At 70.6% G+C, this 20,100-nt stretch carries 20 protein-coding genes; 8 read left to right on the plus strand and 12 right to left on the minus strand.

Annotation, left to right across the window (positions count from 1 at the left end; genetic code table 11):
• Nucleotides 1–250 precede the first annotated feature (250 nt).
• Complete coding sequence (locus tag ACH4FH_RS09570; RefSeq protein ID WP_398555186.1) at nucleotides 251–2,071, minus strand: serine/threonine protein kinase; 1,821 nt, start codon at nucleotides 2,069–2,071, stop codon at nucleotides 251–253.
• 322 nt (nucleotides 2,072–2,393) lie between these two features.
• Between ACH4FH_RS09570 and ACH4FH_RS09575 the strand changes: the two genes are divergently transcribed.
• From ACH4FH_RS09575 to ACH4FH_RS09590, 4 genes are all read left to right on the plus strand, one after another.
• Nucleotides 2,394–2,621, plus strand: coding sequence for a hypothetical protein (locus ACH4FH_RS09575; RefSeq protein WP_398555187.1), 228 nt, complete (start codon nucleotides 2,394–2,396; stop codon nucleotides 2,619–2,621).
• Nucleotides 2,622–2,758: 137 nt separating this feature from the next.
• Nucleotides 2,759–3,373: an NTP transferase domain-containing protein gene (locus ACH4FH_RS09580; protein WP_398555229.1), complete on the plus strand. Its 615-nt coding sequence runs from the start codon at nucleotides 2,759–2,761 to the stop codon at nucleotides 3,371–3,373.
• A 224-nt stretch (nucleotides 3,374–3,597) separates the two neighbouring features.
• Nucleotides 3,598–5,226 carry a malate synthase A gene (gene aceB / locus ACH4FH_RS09585; protein ID WP_398555188.1) on the plus strand — a complete coding sequence of 543 codons (1,629 nt, stop codon included), beginning with the start codon at nucleotides 3,598–3,600 and terminating at the stop codon, nucleotides 5,224–5,226.
• A gap of 139 nt (nucleotides 5,227–5,365) precedes the next feature.
• Entirely contained in the window at nucleotides 5,366–5,629 is a 264-nt protein-coding gene (locus tag ACH4FH_RS09590) for an SCO5918 family protein (protein WP_398555189.1), read from the plus strand.
• Between the two features lie 94 nt (nucleotides 5,630–5,723).
• On the opposite strand, the gene ACH4FH_RS09595 is transcribed toward ACH4FH_RS09590, so the two are convergent.
• Entirely contained in the window at nucleotides 5,724–7,289 is a 1,566-nt protein-coding gene (locus ACH4FH_RS09595; RefSeq protein ID WP_398555190.1) for a YfcC family protein, read from the minus strand.
• Complete coding sequence (locus ACH4FH_RS09600; RefSeq protein ID WP_398555191.1) at nucleotides 7,286–8,686, minus strand: M20/M25/M40 family metallo-hydrolase; 1,401 nt, start codon at nucleotides 8,684–8,686, stop codon at nucleotides 7,286–7,288. The genes ACH4FH_RS09595 and ACH4FH_RS09600 overlap by 4 nt, the downstream gene beginning before the upstream one ends.
• A gap of 389 nt (nucleotides 8,687–9,075) precedes the next feature.
• On the opposite strand from ACH4FH_RS09600, the gene ACH4FH_RS09605 reads away from it, so the two are divergent.
• The 3 genes from ACH4FH_RS09605 to ACH4FH_RS09615 all read left to right on the plus strand — a co-directional run bounded on the left by ACH4FH_RS09605 (nucleotide 9,076) and on the right by ACH4FH_RS09615 (nucleotide 11,606).
• Nucleotides 9,076–9,630, plus strand: coding sequence for a TetR/AcrR family transcriptional regulator (locus ACH4FH_RS09605; RefSeq protein WP_398555192.1), 555 nt, complete (start codon nucleotides 9,076–9,078; stop codon nucleotides 9,628–9,630).
• A 139-nt stretch (nucleotides 9,631–9,769) separates the two neighbouring features.
• The gene (locus tag ACH4FH_RS09610; RefSeq protein ID WP_398555193.1) at nucleotides 9,770–10,585 is read left to right on the plus strand and encodes a GNAT family N-acetyltransferase; all 816 of its coding nucleotides are present in this window, start codon (nucleotides 9,770–9,772) and stop codon (nucleotides 10,583–10,585) included.
• Between the two features lie 148 nt (nucleotides 10,586–10,733).
• Entirely contained in the window at nucleotides 10,734–11,606 is an 873-nt protein-coding gene (locus tag ACH4FH_RS09615; RefSeq protein WP_398555194.1) for a chitosanase, read from the plus strand.
• A 124-nt stretch (nucleotides 11,607–11,730) separates the two neighbouring features.
• On the opposite strand, the gene ACH4FH_RS09620 is transcribed toward ACH4FH_RS09615, so the two are convergent.
• From ACH4FH_RS09620 to ACH4FH_RS09660, 9 genes are all read right to left on the minus strand, one after another.
• Nucleotides 11,731–13,191 carry a nucleobase:cation symporter-2 family protein gene (locus tag ACH4FH_RS09620; protein WP_398555195.1) on the minus strand — a complete coding sequence of 487 codons (1,461 nt, stop codon included), beginning with the start codon at nucleotides 13,189–13,191 and terminating at the stop codon, nucleotides 11,731–11,733.
• Between the two features lie 286 nt (nucleotides 13,192–13,477).
• Nucleotides 13,478–14,878 (minus strand): 8-oxoguanine deaminase, encoded by a 1,401-nt coding sequence (locus ACH4FH_RS09625; RefSeq protein ID WP_398555196.1) that lies wholly within the window; start codon nucleotides 14,876–14,878, stop codon nucleotides 13,478–13,480.
• A 78-nt stretch (nucleotides 14,879–14,956) separates the two neighbouring features.
• The gene (locus ACH4FH_RS09630) at nucleotides 14,957–16,357 is read right to left on the minus strand and encodes a nucleobase:cation symporter-2 family protein (RefSeq protein ID WP_398555197.1); all 1,401 of its coding nucleotides are present in this window, start codon (nucleotides 16,355–16,357) and stop codon (nucleotides 14,957–14,959) included.
• An 82-nt stretch (nucleotides 16,358–16,439) separates the two neighbouring features.
• Entirely contained in the window at nucleotides 16,440–17,363 is a 924-nt protein-coding gene (gene pucL / locus ACH4FH_RS09635) for a factor-independent urate hydroxylase (RefSeq protein WP_398555198.1), read from the minus strand.
• Between the two features lie 7 nt (nucleotides 17,364–17,370).
• Nucleotides 17,371–17,778, minus strand: a complete 408-nt coding sequence (uraH, locus tag ACH4FH_RS09640; RefSeq protein ID WP_398555199.1) for a hydroxyisourate hydrolase — start codon at nucleotides 17,776–17,778, stop codon at nucleotides 17,371–17,373.
• Entirely contained in the window at nucleotides 17,775–18,296 is a 522-nt protein-coding gene (gene uraD / locus ACH4FH_RS09645; protein WP_398555200.1) for a 2-oxo-4-hydroxy-4-carboxy-5-ureidoimidazoline decarboxylase, read from the minus strand. Before uraD ends, uraH begins: the two co-directional genes overlap by 4 nt.
• A gap of 230 nt (nucleotides 18,297–18,526) precedes the next feature.
• Nucleotides 18,527–18,778, minus strand: coding sequence for a hypothetical protein (locus ACH4FH_RS09650; protein ID WP_398555201.1), 252 nt, complete (start codon nucleotides 18,776–18,778; stop codon nucleotides 18,527–18,529).
• 192 nt (nucleotides 18,779–18,970) lie between these two features.
• Nucleotides 18,971–19,369 (minus strand): helix-turn-helix domain-containing protein, encoded by a 399-nt coding sequence (locus ACH4FH_RS09655; protein ID WP_398555202.1) that lies wholly within the window; start codon nucleotides 19,367–19,369, stop codon nucleotides 18,971–18,973.
• Entirely contained in the window at nucleotides 19,366–19,644 is a 279-nt protein-coding gene (locus ACH4FH_RS09660) for a hypothetical protein (RefSeq protein ID WP_398555203.1), read from the minus strand. The genes ACH4FH_RS09655 and ACH4FH_RS09660 overlap by 4 nt, the downstream gene beginning before the upstream one ends.
• A gap of 136 nt (nucleotides 19,645–19,780) precedes the next feature.
• Between ACH4FH_RS09660 and ACH4FH_RS09665 the strand changes: the two genes are divergently transcribed.
• Nucleotides 19,781–20,100: TIM barrel protein (locus ACH4FH_RS09665; protein WP_398555204.1), on the plus strand; the 320-nt coding region annotated here is incomplete at its 3' end.

Raw genomic sequence — 20,100 nt, forward strand, 5'->3', positions numbered from 1 at the left:
GACGGCGCTCTCCAAGGACGTTGACCCGTTTCACAATGCGGGACAGTAAACGCCACTCTGTGGTGACCGCGCCATACGGAGAGCGAAAAAATCCGATCACCGCACGGTTACGGGCCGTTCCGCACAGTTGCCACGCCGCGCCCGTTCCGTCGGCCGGTGGCGGCCGGCACCACGCGGACGATCCCCGCCCGGCCGGCGAACCGGCCATGACGGGGATCGTGAGCCGCGCCGACCGCGCGGGTGCGGGTGGTCAGGAGTTCTCTTCGGGCTCCACCGCGTTGCGCCACACCCGCACATCGACGGTCATGTACTTGCTCGGGGACGACTCGGGCGCGTAACCCCTGAAGGTGATCAGCGCGACGTGGCCGTAGCTGGTGGTCAGGCACATCTGCGAGCCCTTGCTGAGGCGCTTGGTCAGGATCGTCTCGGTGAAGCGGGTGTCGTTGCGGCAGGTGTCCAGCGTGCCCTGCTGACCGGCGTCGAGCAGCACCAACTTGCCGGTCTGGGTGTCCACCTGGTCGTCGGAGTAGTTGTTGTCGGTGTACGAGAAGTCGATGTCCGAGGAGTTGTCCGCGTTGCTCGGCTTGACCGGCTCTTCGGCCACCGACAGGTGGTACTCGTCGGGGAGGTTGATGCCCTTGAAGTCGACCGGCTCCGGATCCTGCTTCGGGGCCTGGGCGTTGTCGCCCGGCTCCGCCCCGGAGCTACCCGTGGCGCCATCGCTGGGCGACGGGGCCGCGTCGGTGTTCTTCGTCTTGCCGTCGGCCCGGGTGTTCTTCTTCGCGCCGTCGTCCTTCTTCATGAAGTAGTAGACGGCGCCGCCGCCCGCGCCCGCGAACGCCAGCAAGCAGACCAGCACCAGGGCGGTCACCAGCCCCTTGCGCTTCTTCTTCGGGGGCTGCGCGGCCGGCATGGCCGCTGTCGGGCCGGTGGAGCCCGGTCCGCCGGCCATCGGCGGTACCGGCGCCGCACCGGTGGCGGTCGGCGCGTACGCGGCCGGCCCGTAGCCGGGCGGCGGCGTCTGCGGGTGGTTCAGCGCCGTCGGCACCTGCTGGACCGGCGGAGGGGTGGGCGGCTGCGCGGGCTGCGTCGGCGGCTGCGGGACGGCGGCCTGGGAGGCCGGCGCCTGCAGCGGTGGCGGCGGGGTCTGCACCGGCGCGGGGGCGGCGGTACGCGTGGTGATGTCCGCGGCGACCGCGGTGGGCAGCCACTCCTCGGGGCGGCGCAGCTGCGTCTGGCCGGACGCCTCGCCGCACAGGGCGATCACCTCGGCGACGGACGGCCGCTGCGACGGCTCCTTGGCCAGGCACCGGGACACCAAGTCGCGCAGTTCGTCGGGGAGTCCGGTCAGATCCGGCTCCTCGTGGACGATGCGGTAGAGCACACCGTGCGAGGTTCCCTCGCCGAAGGCGGGCGTGCCGATGGCCGCGTACGCCGCGACCTGACCGAGCGCGAAGATGTCGGTGGCCGGGGTGATGGTGCTGCCGGCGGCCTGCTCGGGAGCCATGAAGGTGGGGGTGCCGACCGTGACGCCGCTGCTGGTGAGCGACGTGGCGTCGGCGGCACGCGCGATACCGAAGTCGATGACCCGCGGACCGTCGGCGGCCAGCAGGACGTTGGACGGCTTCAGGTCGCGGTGCACGATGCCCGCGCCATGGATGACCTGGAGGGCCTCGGCGATACCGGCCACCAGCAACAGCACGGTGGAGACCGGCAGGCGGCCGTGTTCGGCGACCGCGGCGGAGAGCGAGGGGCCGGGGACGTAGGCGGTGGCGAGCCAGGGGCTGGGGCCCTCGGCGTCGCTGTCGATGACCGGGGCGGTGAACAGGCCCTGGACGCGCTGCGCGGACTGCACTTCCTGCTTGAAGCGGCGGCGGAACTCCGCGTCCTCGCTGAACTCCGGGCGGATCACCTTGATGGCGACCGGCCGCCCGCCGGGCGTGTAGGAGAGATAGACCTTGCCCATGCCGCCGGCGCCGAGCTTCGCCGAGAGGCGGTAGCCCGCGATCACCCGCGGGTCGTCGCCTTCCAACGGCTGGAAGATCCCGGACGGGCCCACACTGTTCACCACGACGTCCCCCGACTAAGAAATGGGCCCGTCGTCGACACGACGGCCCGATATCCGCAACGGGGCAGCACTTTATCCGGACCGGCGCGGCGCGGTGACATCCGTGCCCGCGAAGTTTGCTCCTTGTCCGAAGCGCCGGTTTCGCGACCGCATCGGGCGCGCCCCTTCGCGCGTTGCCCACAACGTGGCTGATCATGCGTCAGACGTGTGTTCCCCCTGACACCCGTTGGTGTGGGCGTATGCGATCCGATGCGTAGCGCGGAAGGGGATGGAGCATTCTCCCTTCCGGGGAAATGTCCGGCATATCACTGGATCGGAGACTGTCATGGAGTCCAACAACGGCCCAGAAACCGGCCCGAACCCTCGCCGCGTCAGCGTCGTGCAGCTCATCTGCCGGGCGTACGGCCTCTCGGACGCGTCCGAGATCACCGTCGAGCACATATACCGCTACGTCAATGAGCGCCGGCGGGCGGAGGAGAAGGCGCACCACGTCCGCGAGCGGCTGCGCCCGAGGATTCCCCGCCCGCGGGCGGCCGCGGACGACGCGGCATGAGGTCCCGCGGCGGCGCACCGCGCACCGCGCCGCGGGGCGCCGTGCGGTAAGCAGGTCCCATGGCACCCACAACACCGGCCGCACAGCCGGGAATCACGGCACGGACAGCGGGGGGCGACCGCTCGCCCCGGGGGAAGGTGGCCGGGCTGCTGCTCGCCGCGGGCGGCGGCCGGCGGCTGGGCGGGCGACCCAAGGCGCTGCTGGACCACCGGGGGCGACCGCTGGTCGAGCACGCCGCGCGGGTCCTGCGGGAGGGCGGCTGCGGCCCGGTGCACATCGTGCTGGGCGCGGCCGCGGACACGGTGCGCCGGGTCGCCGACCTCACGACGTACGACACCTCCGACAACCCCGACTGGGCGCAGGGCATGGGCTCCTCGCTGCGGGTGGGGCTGACGGCGCTGGCCGGGTCGGAGGCGGATGCGGTGGTGGTGTCCCTGGTGGACCAGCCAGGGATCGGCGCCGCGGCGGTGGCGCGGGTGGTGGCCGCGTACGACGGCCCCGACTCGCTGGCGGCCGCGGCGTACGGCGGGCGGCGGGGGCATCCCGTCCTCTTCGGGTCCGCGCGGTGGGCGGACATCGCGGCGAGCGCGGAGGGCGACCGGGGGGCGCGGGCCTATCTCCAGCGGCATGCGGAGGCGATCCGGCTGGTCGAGTGCTCGGATGTGGCCGAGGCGTACGACATCGACACCCCGGAGGACCTGCACCGGCTGGAGGGGCCGGGCGACCGGGGGGCTTCAAGTAATCGAGAGTGACCGCCATGGCACCCAGAGCCATTTGATCATGACTTCTGTCGACTCGGAGAATCTCGATGTCAACAAACCATTGAAGTTCCGCGATAAGGAAACTACTCTCCACTGGTCAGAAGCGCCCTGAACCCGAACGGCGCCCGCGACCGTATCTCGGAGCCCGCGGCACCCCGTGCCGCTCGGGCGTCCCGGCGGCCGCCAGGCACCGCCGCTGAATGGAGTGACAGCTCATGTCCGCACCAGCGCCGTCCCCGCTGGCCATCGTCGAAGTCGACCCCGACAACACCCCTGCACGGCAGGGCGAGGTCCTCACCGACGCCGCACTCGCCTTCGTGGCCGAGCTCCACCGGCGGTTCACCCCGCGCCGCCAGGAGCTGCTCGCCCGCCGCGCCGAGCGCCGGGCCGAGATCGCCCGGACCAGCACGCTGGACTTCCTCCCGGAGACCGCGCAGATCCGCGCGGACGACAGCTGGCAGGTCGCCGGCGCGCCCGCCGCGCTCGACGACCGCCGGGTGGAGATCACCGGCCCCACCGACCGCAAGATGACGATCAACGCGCTCAACTCGGGCGCCAAGGTCTGGCTCGCCGACTTCGAGGACGCCTCCGCTCCCACCTGGGAGAACGTCGTCACCGGGCAGCTCAACCTGATCGACGCCTACGAGCGCCGGATCGACTTCACCGACCCGCGCTCCGGCAAGTCCTACGCGCTCAAGCCCGCCGAGGAGCTCGCCACCGTCGTGATGCGGCCGCGCGGCTGGCACCTCGACGAGCGCCACCTGCAGTTCGAGGGCCAGACGGTCCCCGGTGCGCTGGTCGACTTCGGCCTGTACTTCTTCCACAACGCGCAGCGTCTGCTGGATCTCGGCAAGGGCCCGTACTTCTACCTGCCGAAGACCGAGTCGCACCTGGAGGCCCGCCTCTGGAACGAGATCTTCGTCTTCGCCCAGGACTACGTCGGCATCCCGCAGGGCACGGTGCGCGCCACCGTCCTGATCGAGACCATCACCGCCGCGTACGAGATGGAGGAGATCCTCTACGAGCTGCGCGACCACGCCTCCGGCCTGAACGCGGGCCGCTGGGACTACCTCTTCTCCATCGTCAAGAACTTCCGTGACGGCGGCGCCAAGTTCGTCCTGCCGGACCGCAACGCGGTGACGATGACCGCCCCGTTCATGCGGGCGTACACCGAACTCCTCGTCCGCACCTGCCACAAGCGCGGCGCGCACGCGATCGGCGGCATGGCGGCCTTCATCCCCAACCGCCGGGACCCCGCCGCCAACGAGCAGGCCCTGGCCAAGGTGAAGAACGACAAGGACCGGGAGGCCGGCGACGGCTTCGACGGCTCCTGGGTGGCGCACCCCGACCTGGTGCCCGTCGCCCGCGCCTCCTTCGACGCCGTCCTCGGCGACAAGCCGAACCAGAAGGACCGGCTGCGCGAGGACGTCGACGTCAAGGCCGCGGACCTGATCGCGATCGACTCGCTGAAGGCCAAGCCCACCTACCAGGGCCTGGTCGACGCCGTGCAGGTCGGCACCCGCTACTTCGAGGCATGGCTGCGCGGCCTGGGCGCCGTCGCCATCTTCGGCCTGATGGAGGACGCGGCCACCGCGGAGATCTCCCGCTCGCAGATCTGGCAGTGGGTGGACGCGGGCGTGGTCTTCGAGAACGGCGAGAAGGCGACCGCGGAGCTGGTGCGCACCGTCGCCGCCAAGGCCCTCGCCGACATCCGCGCCGAGGTCGGCGAGGACGCCTTCGCCGCCGGCAAGTGGCAGCAGGCGCACGACCTGCTGCTCCAGGTGGCGCTCGACGCGGACTACGCGGACTTCCTGACGCTGCCCGCGTACGAGCTGCTCGGCTGATGCGCGCCGGGTCCGGCGGAAGCCGGATCCGGTACGCCGAAAGGCCCCGGCCCGCACCGGCCGGGGCCTTTCCGGCGCGCGGTTTCATGAGAAGCTGAGGTCTCGGGCTCCATTCCTGCTCACCCTTTGTTGAGGCATGATGCGCGTCACCATTGCCGGCGTTTTCTTCTATCTCCAGGCGAGCGAGGTGGAGCAGAAGATGAGCACGGTCGAACCGGAGCCGATCGACGGGGACTCCGTCGTGGTCGGCACCACCGCCTACCCCGTCAAGCAGGTCGGCCGGATCGTCACCGGCCAGGACCCCCGGGACTTCAGCACGGGTGAGATCGTCCGGGCGCTGCGGCAGCTCGGCTTCACCTGCAAGCCCCGCCCGACGGCTCCGGAGCCGACCCCCTTCCTCTGACCGGACGGGCACGCTCGCCCGCCCCGGCCACGCCCCGCTCTCCGGGCCTGACGGCGGCGCTCGCACCCGCGCGCCGGCCACCGCGTACCCGCGGTCAGCCGATCACCGCGCCCAGCGCCACGAAGCCGCAGATGAGAGCGAAGAGGACGGCCAGCAGTGGCCAGACGAAGCGCAGATACTTGTCGTAGCCGACTTTCGCCAGGGAGATGCCTCCCATGATGACGGCGGTGGTGGGGACCCACAGGTTCATCAAGCCGCTGGCGGCCCCCCAGGCCGTCACCACCACCGCCCGAGGCACCCCCGCGAAGTCGGCGAGCGGCGCGAGAATCGGCATCGCGAGCGTGGCGTGGCCCGAGGTGGACGGGATCAGGAACGCCAGCGGCAGATTCACCACGAACACCATGATTCCGAAGAGCCCCGACGGGGTGCCGGAAACGGCGCCCTCGATCGAGTGCAGCACGGTGTCGGTGATCTTCGAGTTGTTCATGATGACGGTGACCCCGCGGGCCAGCACGATCACCAGCGCGGGCGCGATGAAGTCCGCCGCGCCCTGGACGAAGGTGGCGCTGAGCTTCTGCTCGCCCATCCGCGCGAGCAACCCGACCAGCACCGCGGCCACCACGAACAGGGCCGCCAACTGCGGGAAGGACCAGCCGAGTTCGAAGCCGTACGGCTCGGCGTCGGCGTCCCCGGAGAGCGCGCCCGCCCACGGGATCACCGAGAAGATCATGAAGGCGAAGACCAGGGCCACCGTCACCAGGACCGTGAGGTGCAGCCCGGTCAGCGCGGGCGGCTCCTTCGCGCCCGCCGTCGTCTGCGCCTGCTCGCGGTCCCCGGGCAGGAAGCCGCACAGGGAGCGGCCGGGGTCCGCACGCACCCGGCGCGCATAGCGGACCACGTACGCGATGGTGACCGCGGTCAGCACGACCCACATCGCGGAGCGCAGCGCGATGCCGTCGCCCAGGGAGATCTCCGCGGCGGAGGAGGCGACGCCGGTGGCGAACGGGTTGACGGTGGAGCACAGCACCCCGACGCCGGCGCCGAGAATGATCGTGCCGGTGGCCACCAGCCGGTCGAAGCCGAGCGCGAGCATCAACGGCACGATCAGTCCGTAGAAGCCCAGCGTCTCCTCGGCGAAGCCCTCGACGGTGCCCAGCAGCGAGAAGAGCGCCATCACGCCGATGATCAGCAGCGAACCGCGGTCGCGCAGGCGGTGGGCGAGGCGGCCGATCCCGCGGTCGAGGGCGCCGGTGGCGAACACCACGGTGATGAAGGCGCCGATGGCCAGGACGAAGAGGAACACTCCGGCGCTGCCGTACAGTTCGCCGCTCAGATCGGGACCGACCTGCCCGGTGCGGGCGTCCTGGACGCCGTACAGGCCGTTGACCGGGGCGAGGAAGAGGTCGTCGAGCCGGTCGAGGAAGCTCTGGGTGGACCGCTCGCGGTGGTAGGTGCCCTGGACGGGGCTGCCGTCGCCGTCGCGTTCGTAGGTGCCCGTGGGGATGACGAACGCCAGGATCCAGACGGCGAGGGTGACGGCGACCAGCACGGTGAGCGCGCTGGGGAAGGTGAACCGCCGCTTGCCGGACGGCTCTTGGGCGGGAGGTGCGGTGGGTCCGTCGGCGGGCGGCACGGGGCCGTGCGTCCGCGGCTCCGTCATACGGCTCCTCCGGGACGGTACGCCGCGGCGTACTCGGCGAGGAAGGCCGCCTCGGCGAGCAGCGCGCCGCGCAGTTCGGACAGCAGCACGCGCTCGTCGGGGCCGTGCAGGTTGCACCGGTTGTCCTCGGCGCCGAAGAGCAGGATCTCGGCGTCGGGCACCGCCGCGGCCAGGCCGTTGACCAGCGGGATGGAGCCCCCGCTCGCGGAGTGCACGGGGTCGGCGCCCCAGGCGCGGCGCAGCGCGGTGCGGGCGGCACGGTAGGCGGGGCCGGTGGTGGCCGCCTCGTAGCCGGGACCCGCCTCGCCCGGTGTCACGGTGAGCGGGATGCCGAAGGGCCGCAGCCGTCGCAGGTGGCCGGCGAGCGCGGCGAGCGCTTCCTTGGGGTCCTGCCGGGGGTGGACGCGCAGGTTGAGCTTGGCGCGGGCGTAGGGGACGACGGCGGAGGCGGCGTCCGCGACGGGCGGCGCGTCCAGGCCGATGACCGTGATGGCCGGCCCGGACCACAGGCGTTCGCCGAGGCTGCCGGTGCCGATCAGCGGTGTTCCGTGCGGGACACCGGCCAGCTCGCGGAACTCGTCGTCGGTCAGGGTGGCGCCGGTCCACGGCTCGCGGCGCAGGCCCTCGACGGCCACATCGCCATGGACGTCGTGGAGGGTCCCGAGGGCCTTGAGGAGGACGAGCAGCGCGTCGGGGGCGGGGCCGCCGTACTGGCCGCTGTGCACGGCGGCGGGCAGGGTGCGGGCCTCGACGAGCAGTTCGGCGGCGCCGCGCAGCGCGGTGGTGAGGGTGGGGGTGCCGGGGCGGATGTTGCCCGTGTCGGCAATGACCATCGCATCGCAGGCGAACAGGCCGGGGTCGGTGGGCGGGTAGTGGTCGAAGGCGCTGCCGTACTCCTCCTGGCCCTCGAAGATGATGTTGATACCGACCGGGGGCCGTCCCCCGTACGCGCGCAGGGTGCCGATGTGGACCATGAGGTTGGCCTTGTCGTCCGCGATGCCGCGGGCGCGGATGCCGCCCTCGATGTCGGTGGGCTCGAAGGGCGGCGAGGTCCAGTGCCGCTCGTCGCCGGGCGGCTGCACGTCGTAGTGCCCGTAGAGCAGAACGGTCGGGGCGTCCGGGGTCGGCGGCGGGATGGTGGCGGTGATGACCGGCGCGGTGCCGGGCAGGTTCAGCTCGCCGATGTCCGCCACGCCCGCGTCCCGCAGCAGGGCGACGAGCAGGTCGCGCGCCTGGAGGACGGGCTCGGGCGAGAAGCCGGGGAAGGCGATCGAGGGGATGGCCGCGAGCCGCTTGAGGTCGGCGCACACGCCGTCCATCAGCGCGTCGACGGTGGTCTCCAGTCCGGCGGCGCCCTTCCGGGCGCGACCGCCGCGGCCATGGGCTTCCTGGTTCACCGCGGACCCCTCTCCGTGACGCCGTCGGTGCGCGCACATTGACACTCTTTCAGGGCCAATGCAGTATAACGGCCATAGCGCCGTAAACCACGCCGCTGGACCGGCCGCCGCGACCGGAGCGCGCCACCGGGTTCACTTCTCGGGCGGCCTGGGCACCGATTCCGGCACAGAGACGCGGCAACCACCTACGGGGTGGCAGGAAACAGCAGGCATCGGATCGCCAACCCCCTACGTCTGCCGGGACTTTGCGGGTTGGCACCACCCACGGCGCGGTGACCGCATCACGATCCGGGCGGCCCTTCGCCTCGGATGCACACAGCGGTCGCCCGCACCCCCGCTACTATGTTTGTAGTAGCAGGGTTGATCGAGCGCGGCGAAGGGCGGATGGCGTGGCACGACGGCGGGAGCAGGTGCTGGACGCGGCCGTTGACGTGCTGGGGGCCGAGGGCTCCCGGCGGCTGACGTACCAGGCCGTGGACAGCGCCGCGCGCGTCCCCACCGGCACCACGTCCAACTACTTCCGCAACCGCACCGCTCTGATCGACGGCATCGTCGACCACCTCCAGGCCCTGGAGCGGCGCGAGTGGGAGTCCTTCGCGGCGGGCGCCACCCCGGCCGACCTCGGTGAGCTGGCCGAGGCGATGGCCGCGTTCGCGCGGCACATCACCGGCCCTGGACGTGCCCGCACCGCCGCGCGCTTCGCCCTCTTCCTGGAGTCGTCGGCCCGTCCCGAACTGCGAGCGCCCCTCTCCCGCGGGCGGGAGACGGTGCTGGCCTGGAGTGCCGCGTGGGTACGCCGGTTCGGCTCGTCCGACCCGGAGCGGCACGGCCGGATCCTGCTGGACCACCTCGACGGTGTCGTCCTGCACCAACTGGCTTTCCCGGACGAGGATTTCGACCCGGCCCCGGACATCCGGCAGCTGCTCGCCGGGCTGCTGGGCTGAGTCGCCGCGATGTTGCGCCCGTGCCGGCCCCCCGTTCAGCCCGTTGCGCGCCAGGCCGCCCCGGCGGCACCCGCCCCCACCTGCGACGCACCCGGCGATCCGCTCGCCGCACCGCACCCGGTGTGGTGAAGTGGCGCGGATGACGACCAATGCCAGCGACAGACGGGCGGCCGCCTACCGTGCCGCGTACGACGAGCAGCTGCGCGCCCGCGGTTTCGCGCCGGGGCGGCAGGGAGCCACACGCGTCGGGCCGGTCCTGCGCAAGGCCCATCCGGGGCAGGGCGGCCTGATCCTCTACCGCGACCTGGGCGGCCTGGACGGCAGCGAACTGGACGCCTTCATCGCGGCCCAGCGCGATCACTTCGCGGCGCTCGGGCAGCCGGTCGAGTGGAAGTACCACGGCCATGACCTGCCCACCGACCTCCCCGAGCGGCTGGTGGCCGCCGGCTTCATCCCCGGTGAGCCGGAGACGGTGCTCATCGGCGAGGCGGCGCAGGTCGCGGCCGAGCCCCGGCTCCCGGAGGGGGTACGGCTGCGCGAGGTGACCACTGCCGCCGACTTCGACCGCATCCGGGTGCTCACGGAAGAGGTCTGGGGCGACGACTGGAGCTGGCTTCCGCCGGCACTTCAGGAGTGGGTGTCGGGCACCGGCGACCCCTGCACCGTCCTGGTCGCCGAGTCGTTGGCCGGCGAGGTGGTGAGCGCCGCCTGGATCCGCTTCCACACCGGCACCGACTTCGCCTCACTGTGCGGCGGCTCCACGCTGCCCAACTGGCGTGGCCACGGCGTCTACCGGGCCCTGGTCGGGGCGCGGGGCGCGCTCGCCGCGCGGCGGGGCTTTCGCTACGTCCAGGTCGACGCGCTGGAGACCAGCCGCCCGATCCTCGTCCGGCTCGGCCTGGTCGCGGCCGCCACGACCACGCCGTACGTCTGGCGGCCCGGCGGCGGGAACTGACCTTCGCGCCCGCGGCACGCTCCCAATGACTCCTGAAGCGGGCCGAGTTGGCAACACCTGACGGGTATACGTCCCTCACCAAGTCTGGTAGGAAAGCTTCCTAACGATTGGTGGACCCCCCACGCCTCACTCCGAACCGGAGGACTCCATGCGCATCCGATCGATAGCCAGAGCCATGCCCAGGACTGCCGTCCGCGTCACCCTCGGCATCGCCCTGCTCGCGGTACCGGCAACGGCCTTCGCCGCCTCGACGATCCCGGGCGAGGAGGCACCTGCCGGGGCGCACTCCGCGCCGCGCCACGCACGGGCCGCGGCCGGCCTCGACGACCCGGCGAAGAAGGAGATCGCCATGCAGCTGGTCTCCAGCGCCGAGAACTCCTCGCTGGACTGGAAGGCGCAGTACAAGTACATCGAGGACATCGGCGACGGCCGCGGCTACACCGGCGGCATCATCGGCTTCTGCTCCGGCACCCACGACATGCTGGAACTCGTCGAGCTCTACACCCAGCGCAAGCCGGGCAACGTCCTGGCCAAGTATCTCCCCGCACTGCGCGAGGTCGACGGCAGCGACTCGCACGAGGGCCTGGACCCCGGCTACACCGCGGACTGGAAGAAGGCCGCCGCCGACCCCGAGTTCCAAAAGGCGCAGAACGACGAGCGCGACCGGGTCTACTTCAACCCCGCGGTCAAACAGGGCAAGGCCGACGGGGTAGGGGTGCTCGGCCAGTTCGCCTACTACGACGCGATCGTGATGCACGGGGACGGCGACGACAGCACCAGCTTCTCCAGCATCCGCGAGCGCGCCCTGGCCGAGGCGAAGCCGCCTGCCCAGGGCGGCGACGAGAAGACCTACCTGAACGCCTTCCTCGACGCCCGGGTCTGGGCGATGAAGCAGGAGGAGGCGCACAGCGACACCAGCCGCGTCGACACCGCGCAGCGGGTGTTCCTCGACAAGGGCAACCTCGCGCTGGACACGCCGCTCGACTGGAAGGTCTACGGCGACAGCTACCACATCGGCTGACGCCGCCCGCGGGACCGCACCGCGCCCGCTGTGCCCGCTGTGCCCAAAGGCCAAAGGCCAACGGCCAACGGCCCGTAACGGAACGGTGGTTGCCGTTCCCTTACGGGCCGTTGGCCGCGTCGCGTCAGTGCGCCGGGGCACTCGCCGGTTCGGTCGAGTCCTGGTCACCGCGGCGGGGCTGCGGCGGGATCTCCACCTCGCCGTGGCCACCGCCGGCCTCCGCGTCGAGCGGATCCGGCTCCGCGTCCGCCCGGCCGCCGAAGTGGTTGAAGGCGAGGTTCAGGACGATGGCGACGATGCAGCCGGTGCTGATGCCGGAGTCGAGGACGACCAGCATGTCCTTGGGGAAGGCGTGGTAGAACTCCGGCGCCGCGATGGGGATCAGGCCGATACCGACGGCCGCCGCGACGATCAGCGCGTTCTCGCCCTTCTCCATCGCCGCGGACGCCAGCGTCTGGATGCCGCTCGCCGCGACCGAGCCGAAGAGCACGATGCCGGCGCCGCCCAGGACCGGCAGCGGGACCAGCGAGATGACCGACGCGGCCACCGGGCACAGGCCCAGCACGATCAGGATCAGGCCGCTGGTCGCCACGACGAAGCGGCTGCGCACCTTGGTCATCGCGACCAGGCCGATGTTCTGGGCGAAGGCGCTGTTGGCGAAGCCGTTGAAGAGCGGGCTGATCGCGGTGCCGAGGGTGTCGGCGCGCAGTCCGCCCTCGATGGTCCGCTCGTCCGCCGGACGGTCGACGATCTTGCCAAGGGCGAGCATGTCCGCCGTCGATTCGGTCATACAGACCAGCATCACGATGCACATCGAGACGATGGCGGCGATCTCGAACTGCGGGGCACCGAAGTGGAAGGGCGTCGGGAAGCCGACGATGTCGGCATCGGTGATGGCGGAGAAGTTGGTGATGCCGACGGGTATCGCGATCAAGGTGCCGGCTATCAGTCCGAGCAGAATGGAGATCTGCTGGAGGAAGCCGCGCAACACCCGCCGCAGCACCAGCACGATCAGGAAGGTCAGCGCCGCCATCCCGATATTCGTCAGCGAACCGTAGTCCGGTGCGGTCGCGTTGCCGCCCTGGGACCAGTTGAAGGCCACCGGCAGCAGCGAGACGCCTATCAGGGTGATGACGGTGCCGGTGACCACCGGCGGGAAGAACCGTACGAGCTTGGAGAAGTAGGGGGCGAGCACGAAGCCCAGCACACCGGCGACGATCACCGCGCCGAAGATGATCGGCAGCGCGTTCTCGGGACTCTCCGCCTTGCCGATGGCGACCATCGGCGTGACACCGGCGAACGAGACGCCGTTGACGAACGGCAGCTTCGCGCCGACCTTCCAAAAGCCCAGCGTCTGCAGCAGCGTGGCGATGCCCGCCGTGAAGAGGCTGGCGCCCATCAGGAACGCGGTCTCGGTGGGACTCAGGCCGCAGGCCGGTCCCACGATCATCGGCGGGGCCACCACACCCGCGTACATCGCGGCCACATGCTGGAGGCCGCTGGTGAACATCTTGAAGGGCGGGAGGGTCTCGTCGACCGGGTGCTTCCGGTCACCCTCCGGCTTCTGCCCGAGGTTTGCGGCCACTGCGGGCCTCCTGTCGATTTCTGCGTCGTCGAGACCGGCGACGCGAGGCTTTCACGGAGGGCGTGCGATGTGGTGCGGTGGTGCGAGAAGCCGCGCTCGTGGGCGGTACTGCGGTGCGGCTGCGCTTGTGGCGCGGGTCCGGCGGTGGGGCGGGGTACCGGCCCGGAGGTGCAAGGGGAAGCCCCGCACCTCCGGGGTCCGGCGCTTGTGGATCCCGCTCGGATCCACAAGCTCGGCCGGGAGCCGTCCCTCCCGGCCGAGTCTGTGAGGTAAGGCCACGGAAGGATCAGCCCTCTGCGGCGATACGGGCCAGACGCTGCGCCTCGGCCCGCGCGGTGCGGGCGATGGCGTCCTCGTCGACGTTGGTCAGGTGGTTGTCCTCGACGACCGGCTTGCCGTTCACCAGGGACAGCGTGACCGGGGCGGCCGCGCCGAAGACCAGCGCGGTGACCGGGTCGGCGATGGAGGAGTGGCCGAGGCCGTCCAGCTTCCACAGCACCAGGTCGGCGAGCTTGCCGGCCTCCAGGGAGCCGATCTCCGCCGTCCGGCCGAGGACCTGGGCGCCGCCGTAGGTGCCCAGCCGCAGCGCCTTGCGGGCGTTGAGGGCGGCCTCCTTGTGCGCGCCGAGGCGGTTGATGAGCAGCGCGTTGCGCAGTTCGGTGTGCAGCTCGCCGGACTCGTTGGAGGCGGTGCCGTCCACGCCGAGGCCGACCGGGACGCCGGCGGCGAGCATGTCCGGGACGCGGGCGATGCCGGCCGCCAGGCGGGCGTTGGAGGACGGGCAGTGCGCGACGCCGGTGCCGGTGCGGGCGAAGGCGGCGATGTCGGAGTCGTTCATGTGGACGCAGTGCGCCATCCACACGTCGTCACCGAGCCAGCCGGTCGACTCGAAGTAGTCGGTGGGGCCCATGCCGAAGAGCTCGTGGCAGAACTTCTCCTCCTCCACCGTCTCCGAGCCGTGGGTGTGCATCCGCACGCCCTTGCGGCGGGCGAGCTTCGCGCCCTCCCGCAGGAGTTCGGTGGAGATGGAGAACGGCGAGCAGGGGGCGGCGGCGATGTGCACCATCGAGCCGAAGGAGGAGTCGTGGTGCTTGTCGATGGCCTCTTCGGTGCCCAGGAGGGCGCCCTCGGTGGTCTCGACGGCGAAGTCCGGGGGCAGCCCGCCGTCCTTCTCGCTGCGGTCCATGGAGCCGCGGGCGAGGGTGATGCGGGCGCCGATCTCGGCCACGGCCGCGAGCTCGGCGCTCACCAGGTCGCCGGAGCCCTGCGGGAAGACGTAGTGGTGGTCGGAGGCGGTGGTGACGCCACCCTTGACCATCATGCCGAGCGAGCCCTGGGTGGCCGCGGCGAGCATCGGGGCGTCGATGCGCGCCCAGGTCGGGTAGAGGGCGACCAGCCAGTTGAACAGGTTGTGGTCGGTGGCCAGGCCCCGGGTGATCCACTGGTAGAAGTGGTGATGGGTGTTGATCAGGCCCGGGGTGACCAGGTGTCCCGTGCCGTCGATGCGGCGGACGACGTTCGCCAGGCCCTCGGGGGCCTTGCCGGCGCCTACCGACTCGATGACGTTCCCGGCGACGACGACGTGACCGGTGGCGTACTCCGTGTCGTGGGCGTCGACGGTCGCGATGGCGCAATTGTCGATGACGATGCGCTCGACCGCGCTGTCAGGGGATGCCGATGCAGCCATGATGCTTCCTACTTTCGGTACTGGCATGGAGATTCCCCTGGGGCCTGTCGGAGCCTTTGGGGAGGGCACGGCATGGCCCTACGGGATTTGAGTGCCGGAGCCGGGCGAGGCGGCTGACAGTACCGCTGCCCGTGGCGTGCTCCGGGTGCCGAGATGGTGAAAGAACAGGTTGAGCAGGACCGCGACCAGCGCGCCCGCGCTGATCCCGGAGCCGAGGACGGTCTGCGCCCACGCGGGGAAGTCGGCGTAGAACGTCGGTGCGGCGAGCGGGATGATGCCGGCGCCGAGCGACACGGCCACCAGGATGATGTTGGAGCTGTCGTCGAGGCCGGCCTCGGCGAGCGTACGGATGCCGCTGACCGCGATCGACCCGAACAGGACGATACCGGCGCCGCCCAGTACCGGCATCGGCACGAGCGAAACCACCGCGCCGAGCACCGGGAAGGCACCGAGGACGATCAGCGCGCCACCGGCCACCGCGACGACGTACCGGCTGCGTACCCGGGTCAGCGAGACGACGCCGACGTTCTGCGCGAAGGCGCTGGTCGGGAAGCCGCCGAAGACCGGTCCGAGGAGGGTGGCCAGGCCGTCGGTACGCAGTCCGCGGGTGATCGTCGCGCCGGTGGTGCGGCGGTCGCAGATCTCGCCGAGGGCCAGCATGCCGGCCGACGACTCGGTCATCAGGACGAGCATCACGATGCACAGCGACAGGATCGCGGCGGGCTGGAACTCGGGGGCACCGAAGGAGAACGGGGTGGGCAGCGCGGCGATCGGCGCCGAGCGCAGCCCGTCGAAGCTCGCCATGCCGAAGGGCAGCGCGGCGAGGGTGCCGATGACCAGGCCGAGCAACAGCGCGATCTGCTTGACGAAGCCCCGGGTGAAGCGCTGGATGAGCAGGATCACCACGAGGGTGAAGGCGGCCAGCGCGAGGTACTTCATGTCGCCGAAGTCGGCGGCCTCGGCGTCGCCGCCCTGCGCCCAGCCCACCGGGACGGGCATCAAGGTCACCCCGATGAGGGTGATCACGACGCCGGTGACCAGCGGCGGGAAGAAGCGGAGCAGCTTTCCGAAGAACGGGCCGATCGCGAGGCAGAACACACCGGCGACCATCACCGCACCGTAGATCGCGGGGAGTTGGTGACCCTTGGCGGTGGTCTCGGCGATGGCGAGCATCGGGGTGATGCCGGCGGAACTCGCCGCGTTGACGAACGGCAGCCGGTTGCCGACGAACCCGCGGACACCGAGCGTCTGCAGGAGCGTCGCGAGGCCGGCGATGAGCAGGCTCGCGGCGATCAGCCGGGTGCTGCCCGCGGCGTCCAGGCCGACGGCCTGGCCGATGATGAGCGGAGGGGTGACGACGCCGGCGTACATCGCAGCGATGTGCTGGAGGGCGGCGGGGATCAGCCGCTTGGCGGCCGGCTTTTCGTCCACCGGATGGACCGGCGGGGGGTGTTGCTCAACGTGCGGATGCTGTGCCATGGGTCGTTCCCCTCAGGATTCGCGCCCCTCCCCGCTGCGGGGTGGGGAGGGGGCGCGAGGCACGGCGCTGCGTCGGAGCCGTTTAGAGGTTCGTCAGATCCATCGGGATCCGGGCTTCGACACCGTCGCGCAGAACAGTGGCTTCGATCAGGCCGTACGGGCGGTCCGCCGCGTAGTAGACCTCGTTGTCGTTCTTGAGCCCGAACGGCTCCAGGTCCACCAGGAAGTGGTGCTTGTTCGGCAGCGAGAAGCGGATCTCGTCGACCTCGGACCTGTTGTTGATGATGCGCGAACCCATTTGGTACAGGGTCTGCTGGAGGGAGAGGCTGTAGGTCTCCGCGAAGGCCTGCAGCATGTGCTTCTTGACCTGCTCGTACGAACGCTCCCAGTTGGGCATCCGCTGCTCGTCGTCGGTCCAGTTGAACCGCCAGCGGCTGGATACCTCGGTGGCGAGGATGCGGTCGTACGCCTCCTTGAGGGTCGTGTACTTGTCCTTGATGTAGCCCCAGAACTCCGAGTTGGTGGAGTTCATCACGACGAGGTCCTTCAGGCCGGAGATGACCTGCCAGCTCTCACCGTCGTAGGTGATCTCGGTCAGGCGGGTCTCCTGGCCCTTGCGGGCGAAGGAGTGCTTGACCTCGTCGGAGCCGATGAAGCGGGAGTTGCTGTCTGCGGTGGCTATCCGCTCCCAGGCGTACTCCTCGATGCGGATGCGCGCCTTCTTGATCGGCTCCTGGCTGGTCACGAAGTGCCGGGCCAGGTGGATGCCGAACTGCTCGGCCGACTCGATCCCGTACTCCTTGGCGAAGGCGTACACGGTGTTCTTGGTCGTGTCGGTGGGCAGGCAGTTGGCGTTGGAGCCGGAGAGGTGGACCTCTTCCAGGTCGCCGGAGAGCGCGACCGAGACGTTCAGGTCCTTGATGTGGTGCGTGTCGCCGTCACGGGTGATCTTGACGACGCGGTTTTCCGCCTTGCCGTACTGGTTCTGGCCGAGAATCGTGGGCATGTCGGTGCTAGCTCCCTCGGTATACGGAGTAGCCGAACGGGTTGAGCAGCAGCGGTACGTGATAGTGCTCGCCCGGCGTGACGGCAAAGGTGATCGCCACCTCCGGGAAGAAAGCTCCGCTGTCCCTTACGCGGGGGGCGTCCTGCTGTTCCTCGGCTTGCTGGTCGGTCTTGTGGTGTACGAAGTACTCCTCGACGGCGAAGTCGAGGCGCACGTGGGTGGTGCCCTCCGGCAGGGCCGGCAGATCCTTGCAGCGCCCGTCCGCGTCGGTCTTGGACGCGCCGTGGGCGGTCCACTCCCCCTCGCTTGCGGAGCGCACCGAGAGCGTGAGGGCGACGCCCTCCGCGGGGCGGCCCACGCTGGTGTCCAGGATGTGCGTGGACACCGACGTCGGTGCGGCCGTCTCGCTGCTCATGCTGCCTCTCCTTCTGTGCTTTCCGCGATGCGGGTCAGGCGAATGCGGTTGATCTTGCCGAGCTCCACACGAACGATCTCTCGTTCCTGTTCCGGCGTGTTGTCGATCCGGTTACGGACCGCGTCCCGCATCTGCTCCCCGGTACGGCCGGAGGCGCAGATCAGGAAGACATGACCGAACTTCTCCTGGTAGGCCAGGTTGAGTTCGAGCATCTCGGCCTTGAGCGCGTCGGAGGCGCCGGCCATCCCGCTCTGTTCGCGGGAGGACGTCGGGTCACCCGGCTTCGGACGGCCGATGGGCGGGTGCCCGGCCATCGCCTCCGCCAGGTCCTGCGCGCTCAGCTCCGCCATGGCGGCGTCGCTCGCGACGAACAGGTCCTCCGTGGTGGCGTACGGACGCTGGGCGAGGATCTTGCTCCCCCATGCCCGGCTGGCACACACCTCGTGCAGTGCGGCCTGCGCCGTACTGTCGTCGGCGGTGTTGAACCGGGTGAGACCCGGGGTCGAACTCGAAGACACGGGAAGCCTCCGCGGCCTGGTGCTGGACAGCTCTGCTTGGCTGGAAACAGCTAAGACCCCCGGCAACATCACGTCAACACTTTGTTGAAAAGTCGGCAACACAAAAGCCGCCGCCCGGATAACCCGGACGGCGGCTTCGGGGCTCGGACCAGCACTTACGGACGCTTCACACCGGTCGGCACCGTTCGCGACATTCTCGCTCTTCAGGAGCCGGATGGCACGGACGGCCGTCAGCAGTTCTCGGTGATCACGTCCTCGAGCGTCGAGAGGGACAGGCGGTCGTCCTCCACCTTCTTCTCCAGGGTTTCGACGGCTTGCCGCAGGGCCGCGATCGCCGCGGCATCCGGTGCCGGCTGCGCCTGGAGGGCGTCGATCTTCGTCCGGAGCTCGTCGACCCGCTTCTCGGTCCGCCCGATCTCCGCTCTCTGCTCCTTCGCCAACCGCCTCATCATCTGGCAGGGGCCTTCGTTCACCGGCGCCATCACGACCTCCTGTTGGCTCCCGCGGACGCCGGCCGGGGCTGTTTCCCGACCGGCGCGGGACGCGGCCAGTCTCCGGCGCCCCGCCGCACCTCGCATCCCGCTCGGGCCATTCGGGAAAACGACGAGGCGGCCAGCCCCGGAAGGGGGCCGACCGCCTGTCGGGAACGCCGCCCGGCGGGTGCGTCTGCCGGCTTACGCGCCTTCCACCTGCGCGTTCGTGCCCTTCGCGGCGTTCTCCCGGTTCAGGTAGTTGTAGACGGTGAACCGGCTGACGCCGAGGGCGCCGGCGACCGTCTCCACGCCGTGCCGCACGGAGAAGGCCCCGCGGGCCTCCAGAATCCTGACCACGGACTGCTTGGTCTTGCGGTCCAGCTCCGCCAGCGGTACGCCGTGCCGGCGCTGCAACTCGGCGAGGATGTGGTCCAGCGAATCCGACAGGTGCGGCAGCCGCACCGCGACGCGGTCCTCGCCCTCCCAGGTCAGCACGACATCGTCGCCCTGGGCCAGGTCGGGCGTGACCATCTGTCCGCCCATGGCGTCCACCAGCGGCTTGACCGCCTGGACGAACGGGTGGTCGGCGGGCTCCGTCATGTGGCGCTCCCCTCGGACCCCTTGGCCCCGTCAGCCTCCGCGATCACGTTGACCTGCAAGGAGACCCGGGTGGCACCCGCCCCCAGGGACTCGCGCAGCAGCGCGGACACCGCGCCGAGCACCTGATCGGCATCGCCTTCGGCCGTGTTGCCGAACGGACCGACGTCGACGGCGTCCAGCTCGGCGCCGGTGACGATGTCCCGCGCCACCACCGCATGGGCCGGCGCCTCGTCCAGGTCGAACGGCTCCGTCGTGAACTCCACTCTCAATCGCACGTCGCTCAACCTACGCGCGGTGGGGGCTCCGCCACCAGAAATTGCCCCCTGCCCCTCTTGACAGCTTCTGAGCCCGACAGGCAGTGTTCCGTTACGCAGAAAGTAAGTTCCGCTATCCGGAAGGAGCGCCGGCCTCATGGCTTTCTCGGACACGCGCTTCAACGTCAATCTGTCGATTCTGTTCACCGAGCTTCCGTTGCTGGAGCGGCCGGCGGCCGCGGCGGCGGCGGGTTTCACGGCGGTGGAGCTGTGGTGGCCGTGGGTGGATGCCCCGGTGCCGGAGCAGTCGGAGCTGGATGCGCTGCGTGACGCGCTCAATGACGCGGGAACGCAGTTGGTGGGGCTGAACTTCTACGCGGGACAGTTGCCGGGTCCCGACCGTGGTGCGCTGTCGGTGCCGGGGGCGGAGTCGGAGAAGTTCCGGGCGAACGTGCCGGTGGCGATCGAGTTCGGGCG

It is taken from the genome of Streptomyces sp. NPDC017993, assembly GCF_044328065.1.
Classification (GTDB): Bacteria; Actinomycetota; Actinomycetes; order Streptomycetales; family Streptomycetaceae; genus Streptomyces.